The following is a 13,621-nucleotide window of genomic DNA, read 5'->3' as shown; positions in this document are numbered from 1 at the left end:
CGCCGCCTGTAGCAATAAAAAACGCCGGACATATGTCCGGCGTTTTTTATTGTCCCCGCCCCTTTTATTGCCCCTTGGAGCGATGCAGCCGCTGCAGCGGCTGACAGCCGTGACAAATCAACTACAATAGGCGGTTTCGTTCCCACAGATTACAGATAGCCTACATGCGTCGTCCCGCCAAACGTTCCTCCTCCAAGCTTTCTGCCGACAGCCAGCATCTGGTGACCTTTGCGCAAGCCATCGCGCAGGCTTCCAGCCGGCTCGAAGAGCGCGCCTGGCTGAAGCCCCTGGACGCCCTGCTCAACAAGCTGCTGCGCACCGGCCATCAAGGCTTGATCGATGCCGCCCTGGATCATCTCTTCAAGGCCGACCTGGATGCCTACGACGTCCTGATCGAAGCCGTCGAGGCCGGCAGCGAAGCCACCTCCCTGGAACATGAAGGCCAGGATTATGACGTGCAGCTGCTGGTCCTGCCGGTACTGGCCTGGACCCGCTTTGCCATCGCCTCCGGTCCGATCGGCAGCGAATTGCTCAACGCCATCGCGGCCCACCTGCATGCCCACGTCCTGGCCAAGGATGCCCGCCTGGCGCTGGCGCCGGCCCTGTTCTCCATCGAACAGCTGCCACGCATGCACGCCGACGTCTATGCCCTGACCCGCCAGATGGGCCAGACTGCCCTGAAGACCGGCCCGGTGCAGCTGCGCGGCGATCAGCCGCCCACCGCCGCCTTCCTGGCCGATACCCGCTACGTGATCGCGGCCGTCGTGGTGCCGGCCGGCGGCGCCCTCTTCCACTGGCAGGAAAGCGAACAGCAGAGCCATTTCTCCTCCCGCAAGGCGGCTGCCTTCGACGCCTGGACCCAGCAGGCCACGCCGCTCTTCACGCGCCTGTTGCCCGGCTGCAGCGTGGAACTGCTGCTGCCGCAGGCGTATTTCTTCGGTTGCCGCGAGGCCGACAAGCGCATCCGCCCGGCCTCCATCCGTGCCGCCGACTACTTCCTGACCCAGACGCTGGACATTTCCTCCTCCGAACTGCACGCCAGCATCGGCGGCTTCTCGGAAGACATCAATGGCCAGATCGATGAATACCGCATCGGCTTTTCCATCGGCGGCGACCCGACCGTGGTCTATGGCACGGTCTGGCCCTTGTATGAACAGGAAAGCGGCGAAGAACTGCCCATGATGATCCCGGCCGGTGCCGGTCTGCTGGAAGGCCTGCCGGCCAGTCCGCTGCAGCAGATCCTGACCGTGCTGCGCGAATGCGGCATCGTGCACATCAAGCATCATGCAGAACGCTTCACCATGGAGTTTTGCGATGACTGCGGCGCGCCCCTCTTCCCGGACCGCGAAGGTGAACTGGTACACGCAGAAATGCCCGAAGATACGCCGCCTCCGGTCGAGCACTTCCACTGATAAGTGAAGCAATGCGCTGCCTGACGGCAGCGCCGGCTGGCCGGGCCGCACAAAGCTTCATCTGGGCAAAAAGACGTGCATCAGCAGTAACCCGATGCAAACCCGGCGCCCATAAAAAAGGCATCCACCACACGGCGGATGCCTTTTTCTCTTCTGTATCGGGCTATCGTGCCCGCTTTTCCTGTGCGGCCGAATGACAACAAGGCCAGGTCCGGACGCGTCTCCTCCGGATCCTGCACTGCCAGCCTGCAGAGCCTTGGCGGCTCAGGCGGCCAGTTTTTCGATCAGGCCCATTTCGGCGCTGGACATCAGCTTGTCGATGTCCACCAGGATCAGCATGCGCTGTTCCAGGGTGCCCAGACCGATCAGGTAGTCGGAATCGAAGGTGGTACCCATCTCCGGTGCCGGCTTGATCTGTTCCTGGGTCAGGGTGATCACGTCGGACACGCTATCGACCACCATGCCCACGACGCGACCGCCGATGTTCAGGATGATGACCACCGTGAACTGGTCATAGGTCGGCTCGCCCAGCTGGAACTTGATGCGCATGTCCACGATGGGGACGATGATGCCGCGCAGGTTCACCACGCCCTTGATGAAGTCGGGCGAATTGGCGATGCGGGTGACGGCTTCGTAGCCGCGGATTTCTTGAACCTTCAGAATATCGATGCCGTATTCTTCCTTACCCAGGGTGAAGGCAAGAAATTCGTTTCCGTTGCTGTCGGCTTTTTCGCCGAAGCCGGAAAGATTCTTGGTTGCATTGTCAGACATGTTGAGGCCCTTTAAAAATCAGGAAAATACAGATTCGTCATTCAGTTGGCGGCTGGATCGCAGCAAGGCTGCCACATCGACAATCAGGGCAACGCCGCCGTCGCCCAGAATGGTAGCACCGGAAATGCCCGCGACCTTCCGGTAATTGGATTCCAGATTCTTGACAACGATCTGCTGCTGTCCGATCAGGTCATCCACGAAAAGTGCCGCTTTTTTCCCATCTGACTCCAAAATGACCACCAATCCTTGCGAGGGATCGGTGAATGAAGGCTCGATGTTGAAAATATGATAAAGCGGGATCAGCGGCAGATATTCGCCGCGCACGCGCAGCACCTGGCCCTGACCGGAGATTTCCTTGATATCTTGCGACAAAGGCTGCAAAGATTCAACCACATATCCTAGCGGCAATATGTAAACTTCTTCACCAATCCGGATCGACATGCCATCCAGGATCGCCAGGGTCAGCGGCAGCGAGATCGAAATCGTGGTGCCGAAGCCCTTGCTGGAGCGGATATCCACGGCGCCGCCCATGGCCAGGATGTTGCGTTTGACCACATCCATGCCCACGCCGCGGCCCGAGACATCGGTGACCTGCTCGGCGGTGGAGAAGCCCGGCTCGAAGATCAGTTGCCAGACTTCGGCGTCTGACAGACTGTCGGTCACCGGCATGCCCTGCTGCTTGGCCTTGGCCAGGATCTTTTCGCGGTTCAGGCCGCCACCGTCGTCGGTGACTTCGATGATGATGTTGCCGCCCTGGTGCTCGGCCGACAGCGACAGCACACCGGCTTCGCCCTTGCCGGCAGCGCGCCGGGCTTCGGGCAGTTCGATGCCGTGGTCGATGCTGTTGCGCACCAGGTGCGTGAGCGGATCGACGATGCGCTCGATCAGGCCCTTGTCCAGTTCGGTGGCCGCACCGTGGGTGACGAACTCGACCTGCTTGCCCAGCTTGTGCGCCAGGTCGCGCACCATGCGCGGGAAGCGCGAGAAGACGTAATCCATCGGCATCATGCGGATCGACATCACCGATTCTTGCAGATCCCGGGTGTTGCGGCTCAACTGGCTGACGCTGTTGAGCAGGTGTTCATGGTGCATGGGATCGAGCTTGCCTACGCGCTGCTCGATCATGGCCTGGGTGATGACCAGTTCACCGACCAGGTTGATGAGCTGGTCGACCTTTTCGATGCTGACCCGGATCGAGGACGATTCCTGCCCGGCGCCGGCACCGCCCTTGGCGGACTTCTTTTCTCCGCCATGGTCGCCATGCAGGTGGCCGTCGTCATGATGGCCATTGCCGTTGCCATTTCCGTTGCCGTGAGCGGCAGCCTGCGCCTCGCCCTCGCTCTTCCTGGCGCTGATGTCCAGCGGCACGAAGGGGGCGAAGAAGCCGTAGCCCTGCTCGCGCTCCTTGTCTTCGATGGCGGTGTGGTTGTCGAAGAAGCCGTAACCCTGGGTACGCTCGCGTTCTTCCTGGGTGACGAAATTGTCGAAGAAACCGTAGCCGCGCTCTTCATCCGTGCCCTGGGCCGGCGCGACCGCTTGCGAGACCTTCAGGTCGGCGACATTGACGATGAAGGCGCAGATGGCCACCACGTCATCGATCGGCTCGGCCGTATCCAGGATGAAAATCCACTTGCCTTCAGGCGACTTGGACTTTTCCAGCTTGCCCAGCATGCCCAGTTCCTCGGCCAGCGCCTCGGCATCCTTGTCGGTGATCTCCGGCATGTCCAACCGGTAGCGGCGCTGGCCGTCCGGCCCGACCACGGCACCGGCCGGGGCAACCGCCTCGGTCTTGGGCGCGGCAGCCGAACTCTTGCCCTGGGACAGGGCCTCCAGCAGCATGCGTACATCCCCCACGGCGTCCTGGTCCACCTCGGCACCGTGCTTGTGCCCGTCCAGCATGGACTTGAGCACGTCCTTGGCGGCCAGGAAGGCATCCACGTGTTCCGAGGTCAGCGCCATCTGGCCCTGGCGGATACGATCCAGCAGCGACTCCAGGACGTGGGTGACCTCGGCGATATCGGTCAGGCCGAAGGTGGACGAACCACCCTTGATCGAATGTGCGGCGCGAAACACCGCATTGAGGTCTTCCGGATCGGGAGACGCCACATTGACGGCCAACAACAGCTTTTCCATTTCCGCGAGCCCTTCCTCGGCCTCGTCGAAAAAGACCTGGAAAAACTGGCTCATATCAATGCTCATGCCTGGGCTCCATGCTGGATGCAGTACGTGTCTTCTTATTATTCCGGCAAGATCAGCCGATCACCTTGCGCACCACCTCGGTCAGGCGCTGCGGATCAAACGGCTTGACCAGCCAGCCATTGGCACCGGCGGCCTTGCCCTTGGCCTTCATCTCGTCGCTGAACTCGGTGGTCAGCATCAGGATGGGCACGCGTGCGTAACTGCTCAGCTCGCGCAGGGAGCGGATCAAGGTCAGGCCGTCCATGCGCGGCATGTTCTGGTCGGTCAGCACCAGGTCGAAGGTATGCGTCTTGGCCTTTTCCAGCGCGTCCACCCCATCGACCGCCTCGGTCACGTTGTAACCTGCAGCTTTCAGACTGAATACCACCATCTGACGCAGTGACCCGGAATCATCTACTGCGAGAATCGTTTTGGACATCGTTACTCCCTGTTTCTTCAATAAGGCTCATGCGCGTATGCATTATGCCGCACCCTTGGCCACCGACCTACCATCCTGCCAAGGCCGGAATGACCTAGTTCAATCTTGTACCACTCAGCCAGCCACTGCTCAGAACAGCTCGATGTCGCCGCTTTCCATGCGGGTCTGGCGTACTGCCTTCCACAGCCCGCTATCGAGCACGGTCAGACGCTCTTCGATGGCCTGCACGGTGCTGGCCAGCAATTCCTTGACCTCTTCGTCGGTCTGGCCCTGCTCGGGCACGATCTCGAAGCTGTTGGCGCTCAATACCCCCAGCGCTTCGCGCAGGCCGATCACGCGGCGCACGATACGCTCCAGCAGCTGGCTGGTCATGTCCTGGAACTGCAGGCCGGTCACGGCCGCATTGACGTGGTGACTAACCTGGCCCTGCGTGGACTTGAGCTGCTCGATGCTGTCACTGTCGAATTCGCCGGTGCCGTTCATCAGGCTTTCCAGAATGGCCTGCTGCATCTGTACCGAACGATGCAGTTCCATGAAGCTGTTACCCAGCTTGCCAATGGCTTCCCCCAACAGGATGTTGGTCTGGACCAGGTCCGACTCCACTTCCGTCAATTGGCGGCTGCCGCCGCTGGCAGTATCGAGCAACAAGCGCTTGAGCTCCTGCAGCATGGTCTTGGTCGGCATATCCGGCTCTCTTCCCCTGTTCAATTGGAACATCTCTGCTTCATTGACACGCCCCGCGCAACCGCGCAGGCCGCCCACCCTCTATCAATTCTTGGCCGGCGTACTCAGCCCCTGCTGCACATCTTCATCGCTGGCGTCGGTGGGCACATTGAGCGAGCCACTATCCTTTTCCACCAGTTCTTCGGCCTTCTTGTTCATGACGATGATGCTGATGCGGCGGTTGATCGGGTTGAACGGATCTTCCTTGTCCAGCAAGACCGCCGAGGACAAGCCCACCACGCGCAGCACCTTCGATTCATCCATGCCGCCGGTAATCAGTTCGCGCCGCGAGGCATTGGCGCGGTCGGCTGACAGCTCCCAGTTGCTGTAGCCCTTCTCGCCCCGCGAATACGGCGTGGCATCGGTGTGGCCGGACAGGCTGATCTTGTTGGGCACATCGTTGAGGGTGCGGCCGATCTCGTGCAGGATTTCCTTGGTATAGGGCTGCAGCTGGGCACTGGCCAGGGCAAACATGGGACGGTTCTTCTCGTCCACGATCTGGATGCGCAAGCCTTCCGAGGTGATGTCGATCAACAGCTGGTTCTTGAACTGCTTGAGCGTGGGATTGGAATCGATGGCTTTTTCGATCCGCGCCTTCAGTTCCTCCAGCCGGGTACGCTCGGCGCGCTCCAGTTCCTGCTGTGCCTGCTTCAAGGTCTGCTTGCGCACCGTGATGTCGGTTTCACCCTTGCGCAACTGGCCGTCCTGGCGGGTCAGGTCCTTGCCGCCGCCGGGCAGCACCGTGTTGGCGTCACCACTGCCGGAACCGCCGGCCATGGCCACCTTCAGCGGCGTCTTGAAGTATTCGGCGATACCGTTCAGGTCACCCTTGGCGGTGGAGCCCAGCAGCCACATCAGCAGGAAGAACGCCATCATCGCAGTCACGAAGTCGGCGTACGCAATCTTCCAGGCGCCACCGTGGTGACCCCCGCCGCCCTTCTTGATCCGCTTTACGATAATGGGACGTAGCCCTTCGTCGGCCATGCCTGTGCTCCTGCTTCAATACTGCTGTCTGTGTGAATCGCCCTGCAACCTGTGCCTTACTTGCCCTTGGCCTGCTTGACGTGCTCTTCCAGTTCGAGGAAGGTCGGACGTTCGGTCGAGAACAGGACCTTGCGGCCGAATTCGATCGACAGCGCCGGCGCATAGCCGTTGAGGCTGGCCAGCAGCGTCACCTTCACGCACTGGTAGATCTTGGTCGATTCGTGCAGCTTCTGTTCCAGCAAGCTGGAGAGCGGGCCCACGAAACCGTAGGCCAGCAGAATACCGAGGAAGGTACCGACCAGCGCGTGCGCGATCAGCATACCCAGCTCGGAGGGCGGAATCCCCACCGATTCCATCGTGTGCACCACCCCCATCACCGCCGCCACGATACCGAAAGCCGGCATGCCGTCGCCCAGCTTGGCGATGCAGTGCACCGGAATCTCGCCCTCGTGGTGATGGGTCTCGATTTCGTTGTCCATCAGGTTTTCGATCTGGAACGCATCCATGTTGCCCGAAACCATCAGCCGCAGGTAGTCGGTCATGAACTCGATCAGGTGATGGTCGGCCAGCACGCCAGGGTACTTGCTGAAGATGGGGCTGCTCTCCGGCTCTTCGATGTCGCCTTCAATCGACATCAAACCCTCTTTACGCGACTTGGTAAGGATTTCGAACAGCAGCGCCATCAACTCCATGTACAGCGCCTTGGTATAGGTGCTGCCCTTGAAGACGGTGGGCAAGGCTTTCAGGGTGGCCTTGATGGCCTTGTTGTTGTTACCGACCAGGAAAGCACCCCCGGCGGCACCGCCGATCATGAGCAGTTCGATGGGCTGGAACAGTGCCCCGAGGTGCCCCCCCGCCATGGCAAAGCCGCCAAAGACGGACGCCATGACCACGATATATCCAATGATGACTAACAAGTGCCTACTCCCGTCCCTGTGGCGTTGAGTGTATTTTCACGTTCATCAGATTACAGGTATTCCAGTCAAGCAAATGGGGGAATACATATCCGAAAAACGTCCTTCCTTTTCGATTTACGGCTGAATTCGCGCAAACTTGATACGTCACGTCTCGCCGCCCGTCGACAGGGCTCCCTCACCTCCGGACATTTACATTTTCTTCACATGTACCACCCGTGCAGCACCCGACCGCCCTCGGGTGGCTGGACCACGACGTCAGGCGTGGCACCGGGGATATGAAACTCGTAACTCAAAAGCAGTGTGCCCGGCTTCATTTCAGAGCGCGCCTTGTGCCACAGCGCCACCATCGCCGCCGGCGACAGGTAGGCGAACACCACGTCGTAGTCGCCAAAATCCAGCAGCAGATAATCACCCCGCACGAAGCGGCAGCGGTTGCCCGCCAGCGCCGCCCGCACACGGCTGATCAGCCACGGCAAGGGGGCGATCTCGATACCGGTGAAAGCACTCTCGGGACGGCGGCGCGACAGATCCAGCACGGCGCCGCCCAGGCCGCTGCCGATATCCATGAAGCGGATCGGCCGCCCTTGCGGCAGCAAGCCGGCCACCGCATCCCAAGCGCTCTGGCCGGAAGGATAGAACGGCACCTGGCTGCGGAAGGTCGACCAGAACAACACCAGCAGGAACAGGAATACCGCCAGGAACACCCATGGCGGCCAATGCAGCTGCCCCACCCCCAATGCGGCCACCGGGAACACCAGCAGGATCAGCCACCACCACACTGCCATGCGGCGCAGGCGCGCCAGCAGCGCGGCGAGCACGCCATGCAGCAGTGAAGTCTGGAGGGGGGAGAGAGGAGCAAGACCGGCGCGCTGGCCCAACACATCGAGCACATTGGCGCCGACCAGGCCCAGCACGAACAGCAGCAGGGCCTGGATCGCCGGTGCCTGCCGCAGTGGCCTGCGGGGTACACCAGCGTGGTTCTGATCTTCGGACATCGAGGCTATCGGCCTTGTTCTTGTGGTTGACCGACCCGGCCCATTAACGCATCAATACGACAGCACGGGCGGCCACTTCAGGCCACCGCAGCCAGCACCGGCACGGCTGCCATGGGTGCCGATGCCGCCACCGGCATGGCCGCTTCGACCAGGCCCATGACCACGGCATCCTTGGCCTTCTTGGTCTTGCCGGCACGCGAAGGCATGTGGCACAGGCCGCACAGGTAATCCTGATGCAGGTCCAGGCGATGCACCACGAAGTGGCCGCCGCACTTGCAGCACGGCGTGGTCATGAGCATCTTGCTTTCGAAGAAGCGCACCAGCGTCCAGGCCCGGGTCAGCGAGAGCACCGGCTCGCCGGCATCGTTGTAGCCGACCTGCTCCAGATAGAGCTTGTAGGCCTTCATGACCGCTTCGATGCCGCTGATGCGTGCATGCTCCACCAGATAGCGGTGGATGTTGATGAACAGCGAAGAGTGGATGTTGGGCTGCCAGGTGATGAACCAGTCCGTCGAGAACGGCAGCATGCCCTTGGGCGGCGAGACCCCCTTCAATTCCTTGTACAGCTTCAGCAGGCGCTCACGCGACAGCGAAGTTTCCGATTCCAGCAACTGGAGGCGCGCCCCCAGGTTGATCAATTCAATGGCCAATTGAATTTCCTGCGCCTCTGTGACAACGCTCTTCTTAGCCATGGTGCTACCCCCCGGTGATTTCGTAGTAAAACCGCCTGACCCCAGTCCACGCGCCCCAGGCAGGCGGACTCTCAGGCATGATTCAAGACACAAACGATAACTGCTTAGAAACGACCTCCCCTCCGGCGCGTTGACTTCCCCTGGACACGCCGGCCCTGCTTTGTCTTGTTGTTTTACGAAATTTGTTCGCTGGGCTGACAGGCCATCAGGATGGCGGCATGCGACTGCGCCAGGCTTTTGTCCTTGTTGTAGTTGGTCAGCATGCCGAGGATGGCGCCATCATCGAAACGGAAGCGGGTCAACATCATGTTGGTCGCCGCCAGCTTCATGATCTGCACGTTGGACAGGCCTTCGATCAGATCGGCGATCTCGGCGCTGATGCCCAGACGAAAGATTGCGGTCGGCTTGTCCGAACGGATCATTTGCTGCGCCAGCATGAGATAGCTCAGGTTGGCATCGCGGATCTCCGCCATCATGTCGTTGGTATTCATTGGCACCCCACCTCGGTAAGAACTTCCTACGGCTCACACGGCTGGAGGCCGCATCGAGCTGCTTACAATCGCTTACATTTACTTGACTGCAAGCCAATTCTGAGGGGGGCAGGACAGGCGGGAAATTAGACTTGATCGGTATTTTTCGACCGAAAACAGCCCGTATCACCTGTAGGATTTTGTCTTACACGGAGGAAAGATAGGGAGGAAGTTTTTCGTGCTGTGCACTGAAGAGCCAGTATTCTTGCGACTTTGCGCGCCAATCAGGAATTTCCTGACCAAAAGGTTTCTTGCTCGAAATGAAGGAAGAAAGTTGTCATTAGAGAAACAAAAAATTATGTAAATATTGGGGCTTTTCGCTCTTCTTGTTGCTGGAGGACGACTAGCTCATCAAGAATTCTTCAGATATCCCCAAGTTAAACTGTAGTTTCCTTCTGCACGAGACCTAATAAAACTTGCACATATTTACTCTTCTTGATGAATTTTGCGCAACATCTTCACGTTTCGGAAAACTGGCTGGGGAGCGTATCGAGAATTGCTATCATTTTATGAGCTGTCGAGCTGTCTCAAAACGCTGAACAGACGAGGCATTTACCTTTATTCAATTTCTTGCCAGCAAACCGGGCCTTGGGAATGGCCGGCCAAGTCGGCCTGCTGCCGTGCCGGATGGCAGCAGGATGCATGTCGGCTTACAAGCGGTCCAATGCCTGCCCGATGTCGGCAATCAGGTCTTCCGGGGCTTCCAGCCCGATGTTGAAGCGCACCAGGATGCCTTCGCGCTGCCACTGATGGCGCATGCCCTGCATACGGTAAGGCACGCACAGGCTATGGGCTCCGCCCCAGCTGTAGCCGATCTTGAAGAGCTGCAGGCTGTCGACGAAACGGTCGGTCTGCTCTTCGCTGTAACGCGGATCGAAGATCACCGAGAACAGCCCCCCTGCTCCCGTGAAGTCGCGCTTCCAGTGCGCATGGCCGGGGCAATCCTCGGAGGCCGGATGCAGCACTGCGGCGATTTCCGGGCGCTGCCTGAGCCAGGCCGCGACCTTGCGGGCCGCTGCATCGTGCGCTTCGAAGCGCAGGCGCATCGAGGACAGGCTGCGCAGGACCAGGTAGACGTCATCCATGCCCACGCCAAATCCCAGGCGCATGTGGGCCAGTTCCAGCTTCTCGTTGAGGGCCTGGTCGCGCACGATCACCGCGCCCATGAGCACGTCGGAGCCGCCCGACTGGTATTTGGTAACGGCCTGCATGACGATATCCACGCCGTGTTCGAAGGCCTTGAAGGCCAGGCCCGCCGACCAGGTATTGTCGATGGCCACCAGCACGCCCCTGGCATGGGCCGCACGGCACAGGGCCGGGATGTCGGGCACTTCCATCGACACCGAACCCGGCGCTTCGGTCCAGACCAGCCGTGTATTGGGCTGGATCAGTTCCGCCATGCCTGCTTCACCGATCATGGGATCGTAGAAACGCGCGCTGATCTGGAAATCGCGCTCCAGCCAGCGTCCAAGGTCCTTGCTGGGACCGTAGACGTTATCGGGCAGCAGCACGTCGTCGCCGCTCTTGAGGAAGGCGAAATTGACCATGGCGATGGCCGCCAGGCCGCTGGGAGTCACGCGGCAATAAGTGCCACCCTCGATCTCGGCCAGCCGGGCTTCGAGCACGAAGCTGGTCGGGGTACCGTGCAGGCCATAGGTATAGCCGAGCTTTTCCCGCCAGTCGCGCGAACGCATGGCCGCCACGTTCGGGAACAGCACGGTGGAGGCGTGATGGATGCCCACCGGGAAGGCTTCAAAGCCATCCGGGGCGCGGTAGCTGCTGTGGACCAGTGCGGTCTGGGGATCGAGCGGAAAGGAGGGTGCGGGGGGCGTTGCTTTGAAATCGGACACGGATCTGCCTCTGGAAACGATGGCGCCCCAGGAGCCGGGGCGCAAAAACCTCACTATACGCGCAGCTTGTTCACATCGAAAGCAACAGGCCTGGCCGGACAGCCGCCAATGTCGGCAGGCATGGCTGGACTGCGTGAACAGCGCTTCATATCGCCTGTTCAGCACCCCTGGTCAGCACCTCGGTACGGCCAGCCATCAGGGCAACTGCAAGGTGAAGGGCTTGTTGACGCTGCCATCGGCATTGGACCAGGTTCCGATGATGGACTGGCCCTCGCGATGCCCTTCCCATTGGCCCGATACATCCTTGCCGTTGAGCGACTCTTCCATGAGGAAATCGTCCTTGTCGACCTCCCCCGCCACCAGGATCTCGGACGAACCGCCGAAGAAGAAGTAGCGCCCTTCCAGGCCATCTTCGTTCTTCTTGGGCTGCAGCGAGAGCTGGATCTCGCGTCCATCGATCTGGCCGCGCAGCACCAGGGCGTGCGTCATCAAGGTCTGCTGCAGCGAGCCTTCGGGGGCAGTGGCGGCCAGACCGGAGGCGGCCGCCTGGGCCGGCATCAGCACGGTGGCGCTGCACAGCGCCAGCGCAGCCGCCAGCAGGCCGCGCATCATCCTGGCGCGCATCACTCAGCCGCGCCCCACAGGTCATGGGCGTCGGCAGCGGTGATGCGTACGTCGACGAACTGGCCGACTTCCAGCTTGCGATGCGGCTCGAACGGCGGCTTGACGTAGACCACGCCATCGATCTCGGGCGCATCCGAATAGGTACGGCCGGTGCCGCCATTGCGGTCCACTTCATCGATGAGCACGCGCAGGGTCTTGCCGACCTTGGCTTGCAGGCGATTCTTGGAAATCTCTTCCTGCAGCTGCATGATGCGGCCACGGCGTTCTTCGCGCACTTCTTCGGGTACCGGATTGGCGATCTCGTTGGCGGTCGCCCCTTCCACCGGGGAATAGGCGAAGCAGCCCAGGCGGTCGATCTCGGCTTCCTTCAGGAAGTCCAACAGATATTCGAACTCGGCCTCGGTCTCGCCGGGGAAGCCGGCGATGAAGGTGGAGCGGATCGTGATGTCCGGACACAGGGCGCGCCAGGCCTGGATGCGCTCGATGTTCTTCTCGCCATTGGCGGGACGCTTCATGCGTTTGAGCACGTCCGGGTGGGCGTGCTGCAGCGGCACGTCCAGGTAGGGCAGGATCTTGCCTTCGGCCATCAGGGGGATGATCTGGTCCACGTGCGGGTACGGGTAGACATAATGCAGGCGCACCCAGGCGCCATACTGCTGGGCCAGTTCGCCCAAGGCGCCGACCAGTTGGGTCATGTGGGTCTTGATCGGCTTGCCGTTCCAGAAACCGGTACGGAACTTCACATCCACGCCATAGGCGCTGGTGTCCTGGGAGATCACCAGCAATTCCTTCACACCGGCCTTGAACAGGTTCTCGGCTTCCAGCATGACATCGGCGATGGGACGCGACACCAGGTCGCCACGCATGGAAGGAATGATGCAGAAGCTGCAGCGATGGTTGCAGCCTTCCGAAATCTTCAGATAGGCAAAATGCTTGGGGGTGAGCTTGACGCCCTGCGGCGGCACCAGGTCAATGAAGGGGGCATGCGGCTTGGGCAGGTGCTTGTGGACCGCCTGCATGACTTCACCCACGGCGTGGGGGCCGGTCACTTCCAGGACCTTGGGGTGGATCTTCTGGATGATATCCTCGCCCTCGGCATCCTTCTTGGCGCCCAGGCAGCCGGTGACGATGACCTTGCCGTTTTCGTTCAGGGCTTCGCCGATGGCGTCCAGCGACTCCTGCACGGCGGCATCGATGAAGCCGCAGGTATTGACGATCACCAGATCGGCGCCGTCATAGGACTTGGCGGTATCGTAGCCTTCGGCGCGCAACTGGGTCAGGATCTGTTCGGAATCGACCAGTGCCTTGGGGCAGCCGAGGGAGACGAAGCCGACCTTGGGCAGGGCCGGGGTGGCGGGAGAAGACGGGTTGGACATGGCAGAAGGCTCAGTGAGACGGGCCGGAAACGGCCGAACGTACGGGAAAAAGCGGGAAATGCTTTAAAAATCAGGGCGCTATTGTACATCGTCCGCTCGCCGGCGCCTGATTTTGCTACCTGCGGCATGC

The 13,621-nt window shown here is 60.7% G+C and carries 13 protein-coding genes; 1 reads left to right on the top strand and 12 read right to left on the bottom strand.

Translation table 11 applies throughout. From position 1 onward, the window contains the following. Positions 1-164: 164 nt before the first annotated feature. Positions 165-1,412 (top strand): DUF2863 family protein, encoded by a 1,248-nt coding sequence (locus ACVC5H_RS10440; RefSeq protein WP_489622236.1) that lies wholly within the window; start codon positions 165-167, stop codon positions 1,410-1,412. Between the two features lie 264 nt (positions 1,413-1,676). Here ACVC5H_RS10440 and ACVC5H_RS10435 read toward each other — a convergent pair whose 3' ends face one another. The 12 genes from ACVC5H_RS10435 to rimO form a co-directional block, all read right to left on the bottom strand. Then, a complete protein-coding gene (locus ACVC5H_RS10435; RefSeq protein ID WP_489622235.1) occupies positions 1,677-2,183 on the bottom strand; it encodes a chemotaxis protein CheW in 507 nt (168 codons plus the stop codon). Positions 2,184-2,201: 18 nt separating this feature from the next. Continuing rightward, positions 2,202-4,382: a chemotaxis protein CheA gene (cheA, locus tag ACVC5H_RS10430; RefSeq protein WP_489622234.1), complete on the bottom strand. Its 2,181-nt coding sequence runs from the start codon at positions 4,380-4,382 to the stop codon at positions 2,202-2,204. Between the two features lie 52 nt (positions 4,383-4,434). Then, the gene (locus ACVC5H_RS10425) at positions 4,435-4,800 is read right to left on the bottom strand and encodes a response regulator (RefSeq protein ID WP_338715577.1); all 366 of its coding nucleotides are present in this window, start codon (positions 4,798-4,800) and stop codon (positions 4,435-4,437) included. Positions 4,801-4,929: 129 nt separating this feature from the next. Beyond that, positions 4,930-5,484 (bottom strand): chemotaxis protein, encoded by a 555-nt coding sequence (locus ACVC5H_RS10420; RefSeq protein WP_489622233.1) that lies wholly within the window; start codon positions 5,482-5,484, stop codon positions 4,930-4,932. A gap of 84 nt (positions 5,485-5,568) precedes the next feature. Then, positions 5,569-6,507 carry a flagellar motor protein MotB gene (gene motB, locus ACVC5H_RS10415; protein WP_489622232.1) on the bottom strand — a complete coding sequence of 313 codons (939 nt, stop codon included), beginning with the start codon at positions 6,505-6,507 and terminating at the stop codon, positions 5,569-5,571. Between the two features lie 56 nt (positions 6,508-6,563). After that, a complete protein-coding gene (motA, locus tag ACVC5H_RS10410) occupies positions 6,564-7,424 on the bottom strand; it encodes a flagellar motor stator protein MotA (protein WP_039785305.1) in 861 nt (286 codons plus the stop codon). 200 nt (positions 7,425-7,624) lie between these two features. After that, positions 7,625-8,419, bottom strand: coding sequence for a class I SAM-dependent methyltransferase (locus ACVC5H_RS10405; protein ID WP_489622231.1), 795 nt, complete (start codon positions 8,417-8,419; stop codon positions 7,625-7,627). Between the two features lie 77 nt (positions 8,420-8,496). After that, a complete protein-coding gene (gene flhC, locus ACVC5H_RS10400; RefSeq protein ID WP_489622230.1) occupies positions 8,497-9,111 on the bottom strand; it encodes a flagellar transcriptional regulator FlhC in 615 nt (204 codons plus the stop codon). Between the two features lie 173 nt (positions 9,112-9,284). Further along, positions 9,285-9,602 carry a flagellar transcriptional regulator FlhD gene (flhD, locus tag ACVC5H_RS10395; RefSeq protein WP_008329990.1) on the bottom strand — a complete coding sequence of 106 codons (318 nt, stop codon included), beginning with the start codon at positions 9,600-9,602 and terminating at the stop codon, positions 9,285-9,287. Positions 9,603-10,291: 689 nt separating this feature from the next. Beyond that, positions 10,292-11,491 (bottom strand): cystathionine beta-lyase, encoded by a 1,200-nt coding sequence (locus ACVC5H_RS10390; RefSeq protein ID WP_489622229.1) that lies wholly within the window; start codon positions 11,489-11,491, stop codon positions 10,292-10,294. Between the two features lie 195 nt (positions 11,492-11,686). Next, positions 11,687-12,115, bottom strand: coding sequence for a hypothetical protein (locus ACVC5H_RS10385; protein ID WP_489622228.1), 429 nt, complete (start codon positions 12,113-12,115; stop codon positions 11,687-11,689). Continuing rightward, positions 12,115-13,491, bottom strand: a complete 1,377-nt coding sequence (gene rimO / locus ACVC5H_RS10380; RefSeq protein WP_489622227.1) for a 30S ribosomal protein S12 methylthiotransferase RimO — start codon at positions 13,489-13,491, stop codon at positions 12,115-12,117. The genes ACVC5H_RS10385 and rimO overlap by 1 nt, the downstream gene beginning before the upstream one ends. Positions 13,492-13,621 lie beyond the last annotated feature (130 nt).

It is taken from the genome of Herbaspirillum sp. Her3, assembly GCF_057961275.1.
Note: the sequence above shows the minus strand (reverse complement) of the source record. Positions and strands in the feature narration are given on the sequence as shown.